This window comes from Shimia sp. MMG029 (assembly GCF_027947445.1).
GTDB lineage: Bacteria > Pseudomonadota > Alphaproteobacteria > Rhodobacterales > Rhodobacteraceae > Shimia.
This window is the reverse complement of record NZ_JAQJIM010000001.1, coordinates 177,974-196,935: the sequence shown is the minus strand read 5'-3', so window position 1 is coordinate 196,935 and position 18,962 is coordinate 177,974. Positions and strand designations below refer to the sequence as shown.

Here is an 18,962-nt window from a genome sequence, read left to right as displayed (position 1 = left end):
TAATGAAGGATGGCCAAAGCCCCCCGACACCCTGTTAAAATCGCTCGGTTTTTTCCTAAAATTGAATGTAGTTGAAACAGAAAAAGGCGCGCCAGTTTCCTGACGCGCCTTCAAAGATTTGTTGCGGTCGCTTAATGCGCGCGGGCGCTTGCGGCCTCTTCTTTTTTGAGAGCTGCTGCGGCAGCTTCTTCTGCCGCTTCGTCCCACTCAATGGCTTCGGGCTCTTCTGTGAGTGCGAGCTTCAGCACTTCGGAGACGTGTTTGACTGCGATGATTTCCAGACCGTCTTTCACGTTGTCAGGAATATCGGCCAGATCTTTCTCGTTCTCCTGTGGGATGAGCACGGTCTTGATGCCGCCCCGCAGCGCCGCCAGCAGCTTCTCTTTGAGGCCACCAATCGGCATCGCGTTGCCGCGCAGAGAGACCTCGCCGGTCATGGCGATATCTTTGCGCACAGGGATGCCTGTGAGCACGGACACAATCGAAGTCACCATGGCGAGACCCGCAGAGGGGCCATCCTTTGGCGTCGCGCCATCTGGCACGTGCACGTGGATGTCGATCTTGTCAAAGACCGTTGGCTTCACGCCGATCTGCGGGCTGATGGAACGCACATAAGAGCTTGCTGCGTCGATGGATTCTTTCATCACATCGCCGAGCTTACCGGTGGTTTTCATCCGGCCCTTACCGGGCAGTTTCAGACCTTCGATGTGCAACAGATCACCGCCAACGCTGGTCCAGGCCAGACCGGTGACAACGCCCACCTGATGCTCTTCTTCAGCCAGACCGTAGCGGTATTTCTTCACGCCCAAGAAGTCATCAAGGTTTTCAGCGGTGACCGAAACGGTCTCCTCTTCGCCTTTGACGATTTTGGTCACGGATTTCCGCGCCAGTTTCGCCAGCTCACGCTCAAGGTTCCGCACGCCCGCTTCGCGGGTGTAGGTGCGGATCACCTCCTGCAGCGCCTCGTCAGAGACTTCGAACTCGCCCTTTTTCAGGCCGTGGTTCTTGATCTGCTTGTCGATCAGGTGCTGACGCGCGATCTCGCGCTTTTCGTCCTCGGTGTATCCGGCGAGCGAAATGATCTCCATCCGGTCCAGAAGCGGGCCCGGCATGTTGTAGGAGTTCGCCGTGGTCAGGAACATCACGTTAGAGAGATCGTATTCCACCTCAAGGTAGTGGTCCACAAATGTGCCGTTCTGCTCTGGGTCAAGCACCTCAAGCATCGCAGAGGCCGGATCGCCACGGAAGTCCTGACCCATCTTGTCGATTTCATCGAGCAGGATCAGCGGGTTGGTCGTCTTCGCTTTTTTCAGCGCCTGAATGATCTTGCCCGGCATGGAGCCGATGTAAGTCCGGCGGTGGCCGCGGATCTCGCTTTCATCGCGCACGCCGCCAAGGCTGATGCGGATAAACTCACGCCCAGTGGCTTTCGCAACAGATTTGCCCAGCGAGGTTTTACCCACACCTGGAGGGCCAACAAGGCAGAGGATCGGGCCTTTGAGCTTAGAAGAGCGCTGTTGCACCGCGAGATACTCGACAATGCGCTCTTTCACCTTCTCCAGACCGTAGTGATCCTTGTCCAGTACGGTTTGCGCGCCTTTCAGATCTTTCTTCACGCGGCCACGCTTGTTCCATGGAATGGAGAGCATCCAATCCAGATAGTTGCGCACTACGGTGGCCTCGGCGCTCATGGGGCTCATGTTCTTGAGCTTTTTGAGTTCTGCGTCGGCTTTTTCTTTGGCCTCTTTGGAGAGCTTGGTTTTGGAGATCTTCTCCTCAAGCTCGGCAATTTCGCCTTCGCCCTCTTCGCCGTCGCCCAGCTCCTTCTGAATGGCCTTCATCTGCTCATTCAGATAGTACTCGCGCTGGGTCTTCTCCATCTGAGTTTTGACGCGGGTTTTGATCTTTTTCTCAACCTGCAGAACGCTCATTTCGCCCTGCATCAGGCCATAGACCTTCTCCAGGCGTTCGCTCACGGACAGGGTTTCGAGAAGCTCCTGCTTTTCAGACACTTCAATGCCGAGATGGCCAGCCACAAGGTCAGCCAGACGCGCGGGCTCAGCGGCTTCTTCAACCGCGCTGAGTGCCTCTTCGGGGATGTTCTTTTTAACCTTGGCATAGCGCTCAAACTCGTCGCCAACAGAGCGCAGCAGCGCTTCGATGGTGGCGGCGTCGCCCGGCATTTCTTCCAATGGCTCAGCGGTCGCTTCAAAGAAATCCTCGTTTTCAAGGAAATCGGTGATTGTCACACGGCTCTGGCCCTCAACGAGCACCTTTACAGTACCATCGGGCAGCTTCAGGAGCTGCAGTACATTGGCCAGCACGCCAGTGCGATAGATGCCGTCGATGTTGGGATCATCTTCTGCCGGGTCAATCTGACTGGAGAGCAGAATTTGCTTGTCATCGGCCATCACCTCTTCGAGCGCGCGAACCGATTTGTCCCGGCCCACGAACAGCGGCACGATCATATGTGGAAAGACCACGATGTCGCGCAACGGCAGTACGGGGTAGGATGTGTTGAGAGGATCTTGCATAAGTATTCCTTGTTCTAGCAAAGCGACACTGGCCCCTCCGTGAGGCAGCCAACCGGCCACTTTCCGTTTCCTCGGCTTATTGATTTGGGGGGTGTGCCCCCTGCTTTCAACAGCTTTTTGTTCGTTGGAGCACACAATGCCTTTACAGAAGGTGAGGAACAAGGCGGAAAGGCGCCCTGCAGGCGTTTTTTCGCGGCGTTTTCTGGGGGGAGTTACAGACATTCCTACCAAAGAAGCGCGAAGTCCAACAAAAAAGCCCCCGCAGGTTGCGAGGGCTCAATCGGTTTGCAGTTTCTGCGCTTACAAAGGCTCAATGTCACCTTGCGCGCGCCCGGCATGGAAAGCCGCTTCCCAAGCCGCAAAAGTACCTGCTGCAATGGCATCGCGCATGCCCTGCATGATGTCTTGGAAATAATGGAGATTGTGCCATGTCAGCAGCATCCCTGAGATCATCTCGTTGCTGCGGAACACGTGATGCAGGTAGGCGCGGGAATAGTTGCTGCAGGCAGGGCAGCTGCAGTTTTCATCCAGTGGGCGCGGATCATCGGCGTGACGCGCGTTTTTGATGTTCACTACGCCGTGACGGGTAAACACCTGCCCCGTGCGGCCAGAGCGGGACGGCAGCACGCAATCCATCATGTCGATCCCGCGCTTCACCGCGCCGACAATGTCATCCGGTTTGCCCACCCCCATCAGGTAGCGCGGTTTGTCCACCGGCAGCATATCAGGGGCATAGTCCAGACAGCCAAACATTGCCTCCTGCCCTTCGCCCACCGCAAGACCGCCAACGGCATATCCGTCAAAGCCAATCTCTTTAAGGGCTTCAGCACTCTCTTCGCGGAAGTCCTGCTCCAGCCCACCCTGCTGGATACCAAACAGCGCATGGCCGGGGCGATCGCCAAATGCGTCGCGTGAGCGCTGCGCCCAGCGCATGGACAGCCGCATACTTTCAGCAATCCGATCCCGATCCGCCGGCAAAGCTGGGCATTCGTCAAAACACATCACAATGTCACTGCCCAGAAGTTTCTGAATCTCCATCGAGCGCTCAGGGGTCAGCGCGTGTTTGGAGCCATCGATGTGGCTTTTGAACGTGACCCCCTTCTCCGTCAGCTTGCGAAGACCAGCGAGACTCATCACCTGAAAGCCGCCACTGTCAGTGAGAATGGGGCGCTCCCAGTTCATGAATTTGTGCAGACCGCCGAGACGGTCAATCCGCTCTGCCGTGGGGCGCAGCATCAAATGATAAGTGTTGCCCAGCAGAATGTCCGCCCCCGTGGCACGCACACTTTCGGGCATCATGGCCTTCACCGTTGCGGCGGTGCCCACAGGCATAAATGCAGGGGTGCGAATTTCACCACGCGGCGTGTCGATCACTCCTGTGCGAGCCTTGCCATCTGTAGCCTTAAGCGAGAACGAGACTTTCTCTGTCATCACACACCTTCTTTGGGGAACATTTCGCGCATTCTCCCCCTCCTTACGCGCTTGTGTTTGGGTTGTAAAACACCCCGCACTTCCCATATTCTAAACCATAGAAACCCAAGCATTTTTTGGAGAACATAGACCCGATGGAAGAGCTGGTACTAAGCTTACTTTCCCAAAACATCGTCCTGATACTAGGCGCGATTTTCCTGATCATCGTCGTTCTGAAAGGCGTGCGCATCGTGCCGCAGTCAGAAAAACACGTGGTCGAACGCTTTGGCCGTCTGCATTCGGTGCTTGGGCCAGGGATCAACTTTATCGTGCCATTTCTGGACGTGGTTCGCCACCAGATCTCCATTCTGGAACGCCAGCTGCCCAACGCAACCCAAGACGCCATCACCAAAGACAACGTGCTGGTGCAGATCGACACCTCGGTGTTTTACCGCATTCTGGAACCAGAAAAGACGGTTTACCGGATCCGCGATGTAGACGGGGCCATTGCCACAACGGTGGCTGGTATTGTGCGCGCCGAGATCGGCAAAATGGATCTGGACGAAGTGCAATCCAACCGCGCCAACCTGATTGCCTCTATCCAAAGCAGCGTTGAGACCGCTGTGGATGACTGGGGGATTGAAGTGACCCGCGCAGAAATCCTCGATGTAAACCTCGATCAGGCCACACGGGATGCCATGCTGCAACAGCTGAACGCCGAACGCGCGCGCCGCGCGCAGGTGACAGAAGCTGAGGGTCAGAAGCGCGCTGTTGAGCTGCAGGCGGATGCGGAGCTTTACGCTGCAGAGCAATCCGCCAAAGCACGCCGGATTGAAGCGGAAGCCGAAGCCTATGCCACAGGCGTTGTCGCACAGGCGATCAAAGACAATGGTATCGAGGCAGCGCAGTATCAGGTGGCCCTGAAACAGGTGGAATCGCTCAATGCGCTCGGCAACGGAGAAGGCAAACAGACCATCGTTTTGCCAGCGGCGGCGATTGAAGCCTTTGGCGATGCTTTCAAGCTGTTGAAAGGATAAAGCATGCCCGACCTGATGACGACATGGTGGGTCTGGCTTGCAGCTGCACTTGTGCTCGCGATTTTGGAAGTGCTGGCGCCGGGCTTTGTCTTTCTGGGATTTGCAATTGCTGCTGCAGTGGTCGGCCTTGCGTTGATCGGCCCGCTCAAGCTGCTGTCTGTGCCGATGCTGCTTTTGATTTTCGCAGCGCTCAGCCTGACTGCATGGATGATCCTAAGGCGTGTGTTTGCTCTGCCCAAAGGTCAGGTGAAAACTTTTGATACTGACATCAACGACCCTTAACAGCTGCTTTCAAGGCAGATGATAAAAAAGGGGCCCTCGTTCCGAGGGCCCCTTTTTTGGTCCAGAACTTTTGGGTCCTACTTGTCGATCACTCGAAAACGAAAGCGCTGTCGACAGAGGCTGCTGTGGATTGCAGCACAATAATTTCCAGAGTGCCGTCTATCAGAATTTGGCAGTCAGCGCCATTTTGTGCAACGCTCACTTGACCAGAGCTGATGCCACGGAAATTGACGGTATCGATGCCCTCTTCAAAGTCCATGATCTGATCGAGCGCAGCGTCGGCTTGCGATCTGGCGGTGAAGACAAACGCGTCAGCCCCTTCGTCACCAAACATCTCGTCACTGCCGGTGCCGCCCTGAATGATATCATCCCCGATGCCGCCGTCGACAATATCGTCCCCGATGTCACCGTTGATGGAATCATTGCCCTCATCGCCGAAGACACGGTCATTTTCAGTGCCACCAAATAAGGTGTCGTTGCCGCATCCACCAAAGATCAGATCCTCATCGGTGTTTCCGAGAATGAAGTCTGCGTAGTCGCCGCCTTCGATGGTGTCATTGCCTTCGTTGCCCGCGATGGTAGCAGCAAAGCCTTCAGCCACTTCGATGTCATCATTGGTAATCAACCCACTGATCACATCGGTGCCGTTGGGCGGTGGGCCCATCGGGCAAGGATCAAGCGTTGGGTCGACACCATTGTCGACAATATCGCAGAACTTCTCTGTCAACATGTCACGCAACTCGTCTTTGTTGCACAGCACGTACCATTTTGACGACAGACAGTCTTTGACCTCCTGAAGAAATGCTTCTTTGGTCGCTTCATCCTCGAATGCGGGTCCGACGCAGAACTTCTGCTCAATCTCTTTCAGGAACTGATGCTTCTTGTAGTAAAAATTGCACCAATTCACATCGTCTAGAAACGCGTTTGATGCCTCAATAAAAGCGGCTTTCAATTCCGCAGGAGAGCCATCCTCGCATTCATAGCAATTGTCGTCATCGTTATTTTGTTTGATTTTCCAAGACTTGAAATAAAATTTCTTGGCAAAAAAGGCTTTCAAAAAAAACCACATTTTTAACTCCCATTACCATTCACCACGCGGCACCGTACCCAAGACATAAAAAAATTTCCACAAAAATGGCTAAAACTTGCCACAAATGGCGCAAGTCACGCAGAAGTCATTCGACTTTGATGAGAAGGTATGGGCGAGATAACTGGCGCGCAGCACGTGCCATATGCAAAGGCTAGACGCCGCAACGCCCCATCCCTATATATTCAGTCAGAAACTGATTGAGACATCCATGACACAAGCTCCTGACCCTGTCGAAGGCACCCCTCTGATTGAACCCTCCAGCACGGATCATCCGCTTCACGACCAAATCGTGGAGGCATGCCGCAGCGTGTATGATCCTGAGATCCCGGTGAATATCTATGACCTTGGCCTGATCTACACGATCCTGATCAACGACGACAACGATGTGAACGTGATCATGACGTTGACAGCCCCAGGCTGCCCGGTCGCCGGAGAGATGCCCGGTTGGGTCCAAGAAGCGGTGGCGGGTGTCGGTGGCATTCGCACGGTGGAAGTGGCTCTGGTGTGGTCCCCGCCATGGGGTATGGAAATGATGAGCGATGAAGCGCGGCTCGAGCTGGGCTTTATGTGACTTTGCAAAAGCTTAGAAAGGAAAGCTGATGTTTGGCATTCCGGGAAAACAAGCGGTCACCATGACCCAATCTGCGGCCAAGCAGATCTCTAAACTGATGGCCAAAGAAGGCCACGCCGGTCTGCGCATTGGCGTGAAAAAAGGCGGTTGCGCAGGCATGGAGTATACCATGGACTACGTGACCGACACCAACCCGCACGACGAGGTGGTTGAGCAGGACGGTGCGATCGTGATGATCGCCCCTATGGCGCAGATGTTCTTGTTCGGAACAGAGATTGATTACCGCGTTTCCCTGTTGGAAAGCGGCTTTCAATTCAACAACCCCAATGTTGCAGACGCCTGTGGCTGCGGGGAATCCATCAAGTTCAAAGACATGGACGAGCTGGCTGAGCAGGTGGCGGCAAATGGTGCGCCAAAACTCACCTGAGCGCTTGACGTAGCCTGCCCATACTCTCATGACTTGCGCTAACATTGCACAGATCAAGTCATAAACGGAGGGGCAGGAATGCGTCGCAAACTGGCAGCAGGAAACTGGAAAATGAACGGCACCGCCACAGCTTTGGCGGAGCTTGAAACACTGGCAGCCGCAGGCGCGCGCAACCAGACAGACGTGTTGATCTGCCCCCCTGCCACACTCATTTCACGCGCAGCTGATTCTGCCGGGGGGGCCTTGGACATTGGCGCGCAGGATTGTCACGCAAACGCAAGCGGCGCCCACACCGGCGATGTTTCTGCCGAGATGTTGAAAGACGCAGGCGCAAGCCATGTGATCCTTGGCCACTCCGAGCGGCGCGAAGATCACGGCGAAACCGATGCGGTCGTTAACGCAAAGACCATAGCAGCACTGGAAGGCGGGCTGAACGCTGTGGTGTGTGTGGGCGAAAGCCTCGCAGAGCGTGAGGCAAATCAGACCTTGGACGTGATTGGCGCGCAATTGGCGGGCTCAATCCCTGACGATGTGAGCGGCGCAACACTGGTGGTCGCCTATGAACCGATCTGGGCAATTGGCACGGGCAAAGTGCCAACGCTGGAACAGATTGGCGAAGTGCATGATTTCATGCGTGCGGAGCTCAGCGCCCGGTTCGGTGCTGACGTCGGCGATGCGATCCGCCTGCTCTATGGCGGCTCTGTGAAACCCGGCAATGCCGCAGAAATCTTTGCTGTGTCCAATGTGGATGGTGCGCTTGTGGGCGGCGCCAGCCTGAAAGCGAGTGATTTTGGCGCCATCATCGCGGCGCTTGACGCGGCCTGATTTCGCTTGAGTGGCGCGGGTCAAGGCGCGCGACAGCGCCCGCGCGCGGCCTGGCCTTGAGGCGGGCCACGCAAGCCTGACACTGGAGTTGGCGCGTTCAGGGCAGACCTGCCCCTGAACCGCTTCTCAGCAAAACTTTCTTCACAGACAGCCAACAAAAAACGACGCCCCGAGATCGGAGCGTCGCCTTTGATGTTGTCTGAATAAGAGCGCGCGGAAGCGCACCGCTTACCTCCCCTAATTTGTAATGATCTCCGGCCCCATGACCGCATTGGGCAGCACGGTGGAAATCCACGGGATATAAGTGATCATAATCAGGAAGACGAAGAGCACTGCGAGGAACGGCAGAGCCGCCCGCACCACGCCCATCATAGGCATCCCGGCCACGCCAGACGTCACAAAGAGATTGAGACCCACCGGAGGTGTGATCATCCCGATTTCCATGTTCACCACCATGATGATGCCCAGATGGATCGGATCAATGCCCAGCTCGATGGCAATCGGGAACACCAGCGGAGCGACAATCACCAGAAGGCCTGAGGGCTCCATGAACTGACCACCGATCAGCAGGATCACATTGACCACGATCAGGAACATCACCGGGCCAAAGCCCGCTGACAGCATGGCGTTGGCGATGGTCTGTGGCACCTGCTGCTCGGTCAGAACATGCTTCAGGATCAGCGCGTTGGCGATCACAAACAGCAAGGTAACGGTCAGTTTGCCCGCCTCAAACAGCGTGTGTTTGGTGTCGGCATGAAAGAAGGATGTGATCAATGCGTGTGGCTTCTTGAATAGGGAGACCTTCTGGCCGCCGTTGTTCTCCGCCGCCAAAGGCCCCATGTCTTTGTAGACAAAGCAAGCGATGAAGAACGCGTAGACAGCTGCCACGGCTGCTGCTTCGGTTGGGGTGAAGACACCACCATAGATGCCGCCCAGAATGATCACGATCAGGAACAGGCCCCAGCCCGCTTCCATGCCGCTCTGCACGATCTCGCCAAAACCGTTCCATTCGCCTTTGGGCAGTTTTTTCACCTTGGCCATCACATAGATGGTCACCATCAGCATGAGGCCCGCCAGCAGGCCCGGGATCACACCGGCAAGGAACATACGGCCCACGGAGACTTCCACCGCCGCCGCATAGACCACCATCACGATGGAAGGCGGGATCAGAATGCCGAGCGTGCCTGCGTTACAGATCACACCTGCGGCGAATTCTTTGGAGTAGCCGACCTGACGCATGCCTGCAATCACGATGGAGCCGATGGCAACAACAGTCGCTGGCGAGGAGCCAGAAAGCGCAGCAAACATCATGCAGGCAAACACACCCGCAATCGCCAGACCGCCGGGCAGATGCCCCACACAGGCGATGGAGAAGCGGATGATGCGGCGTGCCACACCACCTGTGGTCATGAAAGAGCTTGCCAGAATGAAAAACGGGATCGCGAGCAGCGTGAAGTGGCCCTCGAAGGCTTCAAACAGCGTGCCTGCAACCGATGCCAGCGTGGCATCGCCAAAAATCAGCAGGAACAGGATCGAGCTGAGGCCCAGAGAGACCGCGATCGGCACCCCGATCAGCAAGAGGCCAATCACCATGGCAAAAAGTAGTACAACAGCCATCAGTCGTGCTCCCCTTGAAGTGCGCGCACTTCTTCAATTTCGTCTTCCACCTCGTGGCTTGCCACAAGACGGTCGGTCTCGCCTCGGAAAATGGCCATCGATGCTTGCGCAAAGCGATACACCAGCAAAAGCATGGAGATTGGCAGAACGATGTAAGGCACCACTTTGGGCATCTTTTCGTATTCATCACCGTAGTTGATCAGATCTTCCAGAAACGTCAGCGCCCCGATCATCGGCACGTCCTGCACCTCATAGAAAGACTGGCTGCGCGCTTTCAGGTCAAAGCCGGTTGGGAACCAGCGCCCGGAGGTGGGCGGCAGATCCGCAAACACGGCCCAATAGTCGTAAGCGCCTTTCAGCATCAGCAGCGAAAACGCCAGGCAGGCCACCGCTGCGATCAGGCCAAGCACACGTGCGGTGGCGGGGTTGACCATATTGATGATTGCGTCCACGCCCAGATGGCTGTGTTTCTTGACGGCATAAGAGGCGCCCAAAAGCACCAGCCAGGCAAACAGGAAAACTGTCGCCTCCAGCGCCCAGAGAATGTTGGAGTTGAAACCGAACCGGGCAATCACATTGGCAAAGGTGATCAATGTCATGCTGCCCAGAAGAAACGCGATCAGCGTCTCTTCGATCCGGTCCACAAAGCTATGCTTGGTTTGCATTGTCCTGCGTCCCGCTTGTGTTTTGAGTGGATTTTGGTTGCAAAACGGGCGGGCCATTGGCGGCCCGCCCGCTCAAATTTCATCAGGATTTCAGCCCTGAAATCAGCCCGCGGCGTTGATCGCCTGCGCTGCGTCGATGTTGTCTTGGCCAACATCGTCGGTGAATTTCTCCCAAACCGGCTTCATCGCTTCGACCCATGCCAGACGCTGTTCTGGGGTCAGCTCACGAATGGTGCCGCCCGCGTCGATGATGGATTGACGCGCCGCCAGGTTCACCGCTTCCGCTTCTTTGTTGCGGGTGTGGGTCACTTCCTGGAAGATGGTGACGAATTGGGTGCGCACATCTTCTGGCAGGCTGTCGAGCCAGTCCACGGAGGTCACAACCAGATAGTCGAGGATGCCGTGGTTGGTTTCAGTAATGCCGTCCTGCACCTCAAAAAACTTCTTGCCGTAGATGTTGGACCAGGTGTTTTCCTGACCATCCACAACGCCCTGCTGCAGCGCGCCGTATACTTCGGAGAAGGCCATCTTCTGCGGGGAGCCACCCATGGCTTCCATCTGTGCCACGAGCACGTCAGAGGACTGCACGCGGAATTTCAGGCCGTTTGCGTCCGCTGGAGTTTCCAGAGGCACATTGGCGGACATCTGCTTCATGCCGTTGTGCCAGTAGCCCAGCCCCTGCAGGCCGCGGCGCTGCATGCTGTCGAGCATGGCCTGACCTTTGTCAGACGCTTGGAACGCATCGACTGCTGCCAGATCTTTGAACATGAAGGGCAAGTCAAACAGACGGAACTGTTTGGTGAATTTTTCAAATTTGGACAGCGAAGGTGCCGCGAGCTGTACGTCGCCCTGCAGCATCGCTTCGAGCACTTTGTTGTCATTGTACAGCGTGGAGTTCGGGAAGACCTCCATGCACATCTTGCCGTCCATCTCTTCGTTCACGCGCTTTTCCAGAAGCGACGCAGCAATCCCTTTGGGGTGCTTGTCGGTGTTGGTCACGTGGCTGAATTTGACGACGATTTCGCCCTCGTCACAGGCCGCAGCGGCGAAGCTTGCGCCGGTTACAGTCAATGCCATAGCGGTGGCTGCTGTGGTCAAGAATTTCATATCTCTTTTCCTCCCAGATATTCGTTCTAGTGCCTTCAGCGCCCGGACGCAGGCCAAAGCGCTGGATGTCAAGACTGTGACCACAGGCGGGGACACGCTCAAGAATTTCTTGCAAATGCGCCCTCTTGAAATTTTTAACATTAAAAAACATATGTTTATGGCGAAAACCGGCAACCAGAGCACCATCAGTCACGACAAAATGTGCGAAATCCCGCACGGGCCTGACTTAAGTTGTGCGAAAATCCGCACAACCGGCCAGCGCCCCGCCTCACCCTGTGAGCGCTACCATCTGGCGCGCTGCTTTTGCACATTGACCCGCCCCCATCGTTGCGTAGGCTGGCGACACCTGAATTTGAGCACCGTAAGCCAATGCCTGATACCGCCACGCGCCCCAAGGGGATTTCTCCTCAGTCCCGCCGCCACAATGAGATGCGCAAAGCCGCGCTGGCTGCGCATCCTGAACTCAAGAGTCTATCCGGGCCGCAACCGCTGACCGCGCTGGCCTTGCCGGTCTTGCTGATGGTGCATTGGGGGATCGCCTGGCTGGTCTCTGATCACCCGATCTGGGTGATCGGCTTTACAGCCTTTCTGATCGGGCAACTGGTCTATCACTCTGCCGCATCGCTGATCCACGAGACCTGCCACAAGCTGGTGTTTCGCGCTGACCGCCCAAAGCTCGCCTTTGATCTGGGGTTGGAATTCATACTGACCTCCTATGGCAAGCAGCTGACCTATCAGCATCAGCATGTCACCAGCCACCATCCCTTTATTGGCGACTATGACAACGACTATGAACATGAAGACCTCTGCGCGCTGCAGGCGCGGTTTGCGATTGGGAAAACCAGCCCTGCGCTGCAACATGCGCTGACTGTTCTGACATTGATCCTGCATGCGTTGCCTTTGGGATCCGTCTTCATCGCCGACAAGATTATGCCGCCGCTTTATGCTTGGGCCTCTGGCCGACCGGTGCGCGACCCGGAGCTGCGTTTCACAGGCACGTCCCCAGACGCACGTGAGATGCGGCCCTTTATCGTCATATCCGTGATGTCCAATCTGGTGCTGCTGGCTCTGCTTGGCCCCTGGGCGTTGCTTTATCACCTGTGGTCGCTGTCTTTTTTCCTCGGCAAGCTGGGCGTGACCAACCTTGGGCAATCGCTGACGGAACATCCGGGTGATGACGAGGTGAACCCGACACGCTCCACCTATGGGCCGATCAACTGGCTGCTGTTCAACACGGGCTATCACAACGAGCATCACTCCTTCCCCAATGTGGCATGGACGCGACTGCCCACCCTGCGGCGGGTGGCGCCGGAGGTGTTTCATGCTGAGGCAGAACAGAGCTATGTGGGCGCGTGGTGGGACCATGTGCGCCATGATTTTACCGCATCGCGACGGTTGAAGCTGCATGACAAAGACCATCTGCCCCGCTGTGAAGGCCGCTCGGCTGAACCTGCGGAGTGATTTGCCACAGCTGCGCCGCGTGATTATACTGCATCGCAGAAATTACAGCGAGCAGATCACATGAAACTCTTCGTCGGCCTTGGCAACCCGGGGTCCAAATATGCGCAAAACCGCCACAATATCGGCTTTATGGCGATGGATCAGATTGCGGCGGACCACGGCTTTGCGCCCTTTAAAGGCAAGTTTCAAGGCGCGCTGACCGAAGGGCGATTGGGCCGTGAAAAGGTGCTGCTTCTGAAGCCTGAAACCTTTATGAACCTCTCCGGCCAATCGGTGGGTGAGGCGATGCGGTTTTACAAGCTCACCTCGCAGGACGTTGTGGTTTTCCATGATGAGCTGGACCTTGCGCCGGGCAAGCTCAAATACAAAATGAGTGGTGGACACGCGGGCCACAACGGATTGCGCTCGATCCATCAACACATTGGCGAGACCTATGGCCGTGTGCGCATGGGGATTGGCCATCCGGGGCGCAAAGAGCTGGTGAGTGGCTATGTGCTCAAGGATTTTGGCAAGGCCGATCAGGATTGGCTCGACGATATGTTGCGTGGGATTTCTGATGGTGCAGCCCATCTGGCAGAGGGCGACACTGCCAAATTTTCCAACGCGGTGGCCATGCGGCTGAACCCGCCACGTCCGTCTACAGGCACAAAAGGCCCGAAAGCAGACAATGCCCCTGCCCCAGACAAGGCAGCAACCTCGAAACCAGAGACCGCAACCAACACTGCTCCAGAAGAGGACAGTCGCAGCCCCTTACAAAAACTGATGGATAAGTTTTCGTGAGTGCGCTGGGTGCAGCATTTTTAGAGCAGGCGGGCCACTGCGAGGCGCTAGACAGCCCGTTCATGGGGCGCCTGTTGCGTCTGCTGTCCACACATTGGCCCGCCGACACCGAACTGGCCTCAAGATGCGCCGCATACACAGGGGATATCGGGCCAAAGGGCCACAGCCTGCCATTGCGGATCGCAAGTGGGCTGCACGCTTTGGTTCTCAAGCAGGTCGATCAAGCTCTGGCAGCGGTCTACCCGCCCAACGTGGCCACCGATGCGGAGCTTGGCCACGAAGTCCTGGCGGCCTTGCAGCGCCACGATGCTTTTCTGTGCGACTGGATCCGCAACGCGCCTCAAACAAATGAGGTGCGCCGCAGCGCCGTGCTGATTGCTGCGGCACAGTTGCTAACCGCGCGCTTTGGCCTGCCGATGAAGCTTTCCGAGCTTGGGGCCTCTGCCGGGCTGAACCTGATGTTTGACCACTTCCACCTCGCCGTGGGTGATGGCTATGGCCCAAAAAGCGACGTGGTGCTGACGCCGGACTGGCAAGGCACGCTTCCCCCACAAGGTGCGCTTACTGTCGTGGACCGGCGCGGCGTTGATCTGCATCCCCTTGATAGCCATGATCCGGAGCACGCGCTGCGGCTGCAGGCCTATCTCTGGGCCGATCAAGCAGAGCGCATCACCCGCACCCGCGCGGCCATCGCACTACAAGATGCTGAGGTAGACGCCGGGGATGCGATAGACTGGCTGGAGGCGCGCGTAGCCGCCCCTCAGGACGGCGCGCTGCACCTGATCTACTCCACCGTGGCCTGGCAGTATTTTCCCGCTGAAGGTCAGGCGCGCGGCACCAAGATCATGGAAGCTGCGGGGGCGCAGGCCACCGAGGCGGAACCGTTGGCGTGGCTTTCCTATGAGGCAGATTCAGAAACGCGCGGTGCGGCGCTCACATTACGCCTTTGGCCCGGTGATGTGACTATTGATCTGGGCCGTGCTGACTTTCACGGCCGCTGGGTGGACTGGCGCGCGCCAGAGAGGCTCACCTAACGTCAGCATTGCAGCCCTGCCCCGCAAGATGCTCAAGTTGAGTTAAATTTGAGGTATTCTTGGGAGAACGGAGATGCGTACATTCGGGAAGTGGCTGGGCCGCATATTGCTCATGCTGGCGCTGGCGGCCGTGGCGGTCTATTTTCTCAAACGCGAAGAGATCACCCGGCTTCTGGCGGTGAACTCATTGTTTAGCGAAGAAAAGATCGTCTCCAACTTCTCCAACATGGACACGCTTTTCCTTACTGCGGACATCGCACAGGGCGACACAGCGGTTAGCCCTCTGCCAATCGGCACTACCATGCAAATGCCAGACCGCTTTGACAGCTGGCTCAAAGAGCGTGCTGTGACCAGCGTGGTCGTGCTCAAAGACGGAGCGGTTGTGCATGAGAGCTACCATCAGGACACGGCACCAGAAGATCTGAAGATCAGCTGGTCGGTGGCAAAATCATATCTGTCCTCGCTCATGGGCATTGTGCTGGCGGAGGGCCACATCGAGAGCCTTGACGATCCGGTCACCAAATACGCGCCTATGCTCAAAGGCTCCGCCTATGACGGCGCAACCATTAAGAACGTGCTTCAGATGTCTTCAGGAGTGACTTTCAACGAAGACTATCTGGATTTTCATTCTGATATCAACCGCATGGGCCGCGTTCTTGCATTGGGCGGTACATTGGACGGCTTTGCCGCCGGTCTCAGCGAAACCTTTGTCGCGCCGGGCACGAAGTTTCAATATGTGTCGATTGATACCCATGTCATCGGCATGGTGATACGGGGCGCCACTGGCCTATCGATCCCGAATCTACTGAGTGAAAAAATCATCAGCAAACTCGGGTATGAGCAAAGCCCCTACTATGTCACGGATGGCGAAGGCGTGGCCTTTGTGCTGGGCGGCCTCAATATCCGCACGCGTGACTATGCTCGCTTTGGTCAGATGATCCTGCAAGAAGGTCAATATGGTGGCAAACAGATTGTGCCGGCTGATTGGCTCGCCGCCGCCACTGTGCCCAGCGCCAACACCCAGCCCGGCAAGCTGCACTATGGCTATCAGTGGTGGATGCCCAAAGACCCGCGCGAGGGGGAGTTCTTTGGCATCGGCGTTTATGGGCAATACATCTACATCAACCGCGCTGAGGGCGTGGTGATCGCGGTGAACTCTGCCGACCGGAAGTTCAAGGAAAGCGGCGTGACCGATGGCAATATCGCGCTGTTTCGGGAAATTGCGGAAACCGCGCAGTAATAAAGTGGACGGACGGGGGCGGGCTGCCCCCGCACCCCCGCGGATATTTAGGGCAAGAGGAAGCGCACGTCAGTGGACCCGCGCGCCCTGTGCTTCCAATCCCGCCTGAATTTCAGAGATATTGAGTGCATCCAGCGCGCGGTTTTGCTTCACGGCGAGGGCGGCAGCGACGCCTGCCCCCTGCCCGATCACCGCGCAGCAGGCCATATTGCGGGTGGCTGCATGGGCGATCTTGTGCCCCGCCGTGGCGCGGCCAGAGATCAGCAGGTTTTTCACGCCCTTGGGCAGCAGATTGCGGTAAGGCACTTCAAAATAGCGCCCCGTGGTGGGCAGGATCAAAACGCCATAGCCGTCGATGAATTCCGGGAAAATCCCGATGCTGTCCTCAAAACGCCCCTGTTCGCGCACATCCAGCTCGCTCATTGCATAGACTGTGTCCACCTTGCGCGTATCGCGGATGCCCAAAGTCATGCCGAAGTTTCTGAGACGCGCATTTTCGCAGCCCGGCAGGAAGCGTTTGAGCGCCTCAATCGCCAGCATGGTCTGACGACGGCCTTCGATCTCGCCAGAGGTCAGGCTATCGGGATCAGTGCCGTCAATCCCATCGAGATGGATGAGGTTCATATAGGTCAGCTCGCCCGTGTCATGCATTGCCCCCCAGGTGCCTGCGATAGTGTTCAGATGCGGCGGGATCAGCCCAGCCTCGATCGCCTGGGCAAAGGGTTTGTAGAGGAAGGGGGAGAACATCTGATCCTCTTTGCCGGAGGTTTCGATGTTCCATTCGCCGCCGCCGCCCCAATCGGCATAGGTCTGTGGGTCGGCCTTGATGCCTTCCATAAAGGCGCTTTTGTCGACACCTGCGAGATGGAACATCACCGAGGCTGCCATCAGATCTTCGCGCGGAGCCATCTGACACGGTGCGCCCGCTCGATGCGCCACATCCGCATCGCCGGAGGCATCAATAACCACTTTGGCCAGGATGGCTTCGCGGCCCGCCTTGGATTCGGTGATGATGCCTTTGATCTCATTACCTTCCATGATCGGGGCCACAAAGGCGCGGTGCAGCATCGGATGGATGCCCGCCTTCTGCACCATCTGGTCCGCAACAAGTTTGAAGCCTTCGCTGTCAATCTCATAGCTGAGCGACTGGCTTTCCGGCACAGCGGCGCCGGCCTCTTTGGCGGCGTCTTCAAACTCCTTAGGGATGCCCATGCTCTCCACGGTCTGCTCATGGCGATACCAATGCATGCCTTCGACGCCAACTACGGTGATATTGCCTCCAAAACAGCCGAAACGCTCCACCAGCGTGACCTCCACACCAGCACGCGCAGCGGCCAGTGCTGCCGAAAGACCGCCAGGGCCCGAGCCCACGACAAGCACATCGGTTTCGTGAATCACATCAATTTGGCGGGCGGGTTCGGTAATTTGTTTCATAGGCGCCATGCTTCGCGTACCCGGTTGCAACGGTCAATTCATTTTTTAAATGGACGTTCAATTTCGTCACGTTCCCATTCCCCCATTGCTGTACAGACATAGCCCGTGTCATGGTCACCTCATGATGAAACAAGATGCCTCCGTAAACGTGTTGGGTCAAAAGTTGGCCTCCTGCTCCATGGACCCTGTCACCGGCTTTTTCCGAGATGGCCATTGCAACACCTGCGCAGAAGATCAGGGCAGCCATACGGTCTGCGCCGTGATGACCGCAGAGTTTCTGGCATTCTCCAAATATGTGGGCAATGACCTATCCACACCCCGGCCTGAGTTTAACTTTGCAGGGCTCAACCCCGGAGATCAGTGGTGCCTCTGCGCTGCGCGTTTCCTGCAGGCGCATGATGAAGGCTGCGCCCCAAAGGCCAATTTGGAGGCCACCCATCAGCGTGCTTTGGATATTGTGCCGCTGCATGTGCTGAAGGCGCATGCGCTCTCCTGACCGATTGACGCTGTTGCACGTTCTGTGTCAGGTGCCTGCACAGACGCAAGCCGCCTTGCTTGGTTAGCCAGCGCTCCGTGCTCAACACAACATGCAAGAGAAAGGCACCGCTATGGGCTATATTGCCATGAACCGCTTTAAGATCGCGGAGGGCCGCGAAAGTGACTTTGAAGAGGTTTGGAAATCACGCGAGAGCCGCCTGAAGGAACTTGATGGATTCCGCGAATTCCGTCTTTTGAAAGGCCCAGCCGGCGAAGGGTATACGCTTTATTCCAGCCACGTGCTGTGGGACAGCCGCGCAGATTTTGAGGCGTGGACAAAATCCGAACAGTTTCGGGATGCACATCGCAACGCCGGTGCAAGCAAAACCGAAGGTGTGATTGTGGGCCCGCCACAATTTGAAGGGTTTGAGACCGTCCTTCACGAGGCATAGGCCAAATGCAAGTGGGGCCCGCATCCGCATGAGCCCCATTCAAAGCAACAAACGGCAAAGCCCATGTTGCATTGGCGGCGCGTGATGTGTTTCGCGCGCCGCTCACTCAGCCCACACCTAAAGCACAAAGCGATGCGGATACGGCATGCTGCGCGGACGTGTGAGTGTGTGCGGCACCGAGAGATACTCTGTTTTGGGCATTTTTCCAGAGGCGCTGGCCACCACCGTCAACTGGCAGTCTGTGAGGATATACTCGATATCCTGATAGCCTTGCGCGCGCATTGCACTGACCACCCGCTCTGCAAGACGTTTGGCGCGACCAAGGCCCGTATTTTCAAGAGTTCCAAACTCCGATTTCGCTCTATCATTCGCCATATCGCTCTCCTTTTCTGAAACACCAGAGGCTGATTTTGCGCGAAATCTGCGCGGCCATCTGTCCGTTCAGCTTAGGGAGAGGATCGTGCGACACCGCATGTGCGTGAGGTGAAATCAATGTTCTTTCGTATAGCGGCTGCACAA

19 protein-coding genes are annotated in these 18,962 nt (G+C 56.7%); 11 read left to right on the top strand and 8 right to left on the bottom strand.

Annotated features, from left to right (window positions below; translation table 11 throughout):
* Positions 1 to 131: 131 nt before the first annotated feature.
* Together lon and tgt are read right to left on the bottom strand one after the other, a co-directional pair.
* Positions 132 to 2,534 (bottom strand): endopeptidase La, encoded by a 2,403-nt coding sequence (gene lon / locus PJL69_RS00995; protein WP_271308000.1) that lies wholly within the window; start codon positions 2,532 to 2,534, stop codon positions 132 to 134.
* Between the two features lie 300 nt (positions 2,535 to 2,834).
* Positions 2,835 to 3,965, bottom strand: coding sequence for a tRNA guanosine(34) transglycosylase Tgt (tgt, locus tag PJL69_RS00990; RefSeq protein ID WP_209097538.1), 1,131 nt, complete (start codon positions 3,963 to 3,965; stop codon positions 2,835 to 2,837).
* A gap of 134 nt (positions 3,966 to 4,099) precedes the next feature.
* On the opposite strand from tgt, the gene PJL69_RS00985 reads away from it, so the two are divergent.
* Together PJL69_RS00985 and PJL69_RS00980 are read left to right on the top strand one after the other, a co-directional pair.
* Positions 4,100 to 4,981: an SPFH domain-containing protein gene (locus PJL69_RS00985; RefSeq protein ID WP_209097539.1), complete on the top strand. Its 882-nt coding sequence runs from the start codon at positions 4,100 to 4,102 to the stop codon at positions 4,979 to 4,981.
* Between the two features lie 3 nt (positions 4,982 to 4,984).
* Positions 4,985 to 5,263: an NfeD family protein gene (locus PJL69_RS00980; RefSeq protein ID WP_271307999.1), complete on the top strand. Its 279-nt coding sequence runs from the start codon at positions 4,985 to 4,987 to the stop codon at positions 5,261 to 5,263.
* 88 nt (positions 5,264 to 5,351) lie between these two features.
* On the opposite strand, the gene PJL69_RS00975 is transcribed toward PJL69_RS00980, so the two are convergent.
* The gene (locus PJL69_RS00975; RefSeq protein WP_271307998.1) at positions 5,352 to 6,332 is read right to left on the bottom strand and encodes a calcium-binding protein; all 981 of its coding nucleotides are present in this window, start codon (positions 6,330 to 6,332) and stop codon (positions 5,352 to 5,354) included.
* Between the two features lie 229 nt (positions 6,333 to 6,561).
* Here PJL69_RS00975 and PJL69_RS00970 point away from each other — a divergent pair, with 229 nt between their 5' ends.
* The 3 genes from PJL69_RS00970 to tpiA all read left to right on the top strand — a co-directional run bounded on the left by PJL69_RS00970 (position 6,562) and on the right by tpiA (position 8,176).
* A complete protein-coding gene (locus tag PJL69_RS00970; protein ID WP_209097542.1) occupies positions 6,562 to 6,924 on the top strand; it encodes an SUF system Fe-S cluster assembly protein in 363 nt (120 codons plus the stop codon).
* 28 nt (positions 6,925 to 6,952) lie between these two features.
* Positions 6,953 to 7,351 (top strand): HesB/IscA family protein, encoded by a 399-nt coding sequence (locus PJL69_RS00965; RefSeq protein WP_271307997.1) that lies wholly within the window; start codon positions 6,953 to 6,955, stop codon positions 7,349 to 7,351.
* A gap of 78 nt (positions 7,352 to 7,429) precedes the next feature.
* A complete protein-coding gene (gene tpiA, locus PJL69_RS00960; protein WP_271307996.1) occupies positions 7,430 to 8,176 on the top strand; it encodes a triose-phosphate isomerase in 747 nt (248 codons plus the stop codon).
* 237 nt (positions 8,177 to 8,413) lie between these two features.
* Here the strand turns inward: tpiA and PJL69_RS00955 are convergent, their stop codons facing one another.
* The 3 genes from PJL69_RS00955 to PJL69_RS00945 all read right to left on the bottom strand — a co-directional run bounded on the left by PJL69_RS00955 (position 8,414) and on the right by PJL69_RS00945 (position 11,565).
* A complete protein-coding gene (locus tag PJL69_RS00955; RefSeq protein ID WP_271307995.1) occupies positions 8,414 to 9,793 on the bottom strand; it encodes a TRAP transporter large permease in 1,380 nt (459 codons plus the stop codon).
* A complete protein-coding gene (locus PJL69_RS00950) occupies positions 9,793 to 10,458 on the bottom strand; it encodes a TRAP transporter small permease (RefSeq protein ID WP_271307994.1) in 666 nt (221 codons plus the stop codon). Before PJL69_RS00950 ends, PJL69_RS00955 begins: the two co-directional genes overlap by 1 nt.
* A gap of 102 nt (positions 10,459 to 10,560) precedes the next feature.
* Positions 10,561 to 11,565 (bottom strand): DctP family TRAP transporter solute-binding subunit, encoded by a 1,005-nt coding sequence (locus PJL69_RS00945; RefSeq protein ID WP_271307993.1) that lies wholly within the window; start codon positions 11,563 to 11,565, stop codon positions 10,561 to 10,563.
* A 369-nt stretch (positions 11,566 to 11,934) separates the two neighbouring features.
* Here PJL69_RS00945 and PJL69_RS00940 point away from each other — a divergent pair, with 369 nt between their 5' ends.
* The 4 genes from PJL69_RS00940 (at position 11,935) to PJL69_RS00925 (ending at position 16,080) form a co-directional block, all read left to right on the top strand.
* Positions 11,935 to 13,026 carry a fatty acid desaturase gene (locus tag PJL69_RS00940; RefSeq protein WP_271307992.1) on the top strand — a complete coding sequence of 364 codons (1,092 nt, stop codon included), beginning with the start codon at positions 11,935 to 11,937 and terminating at the stop codon, positions 13,024 to 13,026.
* A gap of 60 nt (positions 13,027 to 13,086) precedes the next feature.
* Positions 13,087 to 13,806, top strand: coding sequence for an aminoacyl-tRNA hydrolase (pth, locus tag PJL69_RS00935; RefSeq protein ID WP_271307991.1), 720 nt, complete (start codon positions 13,087 to 13,089; stop codon positions 13,804 to 13,806).
* Complete coding sequence (locus PJL69_RS00930; protein WP_271307990.1) at positions 13,803 to 14,840, top strand: DUF2332 domain-containing protein; 1,038 nt, start codon at positions 13,803 to 13,805, stop codon at positions 14,838 to 14,840. The genes pth and PJL69_RS00930 overlap by 4 nt, the downstream gene beginning before the upstream one ends.
* 73 nt (positions 14,841 to 14,913) lie before the next feature.
* Positions 14,914 to 16,080 carry a serine hydrolase domain-containing protein gene (locus PJL69_RS00925; RefSeq protein ID WP_271307989.1) on the top strand — a complete coding sequence of 389 codons (1,167 nt, stop codon included), beginning with the start codon at positions 14,914 to 14,916 and terminating at the stop codon, positions 16,078 to 16,080.
* Positions 16,081 to 16,149: 69 nt separating this feature from the next.
* Here PJL69_RS00925 and PJL69_RS00920 read toward each other — a convergent pair whose 3' ends face one another.
* The gene (locus PJL69_RS00920) at positions 16,150 to 17,514 is read right to left on the bottom strand and encodes an FAD-dependent oxidoreductase (RefSeq protein ID WP_271307988.1); all 1,365 of its coding nucleotides are present in this window, start codon (positions 17,512 to 17,514) and stop codon (positions 16,150 to 16,152) included.
* Between the two features lie 124 nt (positions 17,515 to 17,638).
* Here PJL69_RS00920 and PJL69_RS00915 point away from each other — a divergent pair, with 124 nt between their 5' ends.
* Positions 17,639 to 18,010, top strand: a complete 372-nt coding sequence (locus tag PJL69_RS00915) for a DUF2237 family protein (RefSeq protein WP_271308952.1) — start codon at positions 17,639 to 17,641, stop codon at positions 18,008 to 18,010.
* Positions 18,011 to 18,122: 112 nt separating this feature from the next.
* The gene (locus tag PJL69_RS00910; protein WP_209097726.1) at positions 18,123 to 18,443 is read left to right on the top strand and encodes an antibiotic biosynthesis monooxygenase family protein; all 321 of its coding nucleotides are present in this window, start codon (positions 18,123 to 18,125) and stop codon (positions 18,441 to 18,443) included.
* 117 nt (positions 18,444 to 18,560) lie between these two features.
* Here the strand turns inward: PJL69_RS00910 and PJL69_RS00905 are convergent, their stop codons facing one another.
* Positions 18,561 to 18,818 (bottom strand): hypothetical protein, encoded by a 258-nt coding sequence (locus PJL69_RS00905; RefSeq protein WP_271307987.1) that lies wholly within the window; start codon positions 18,816 to 18,818, stop codon positions 18,561 to 18,563.
* Positions 18,819 to 18,962: the final 144 nt, after the last annotated feature.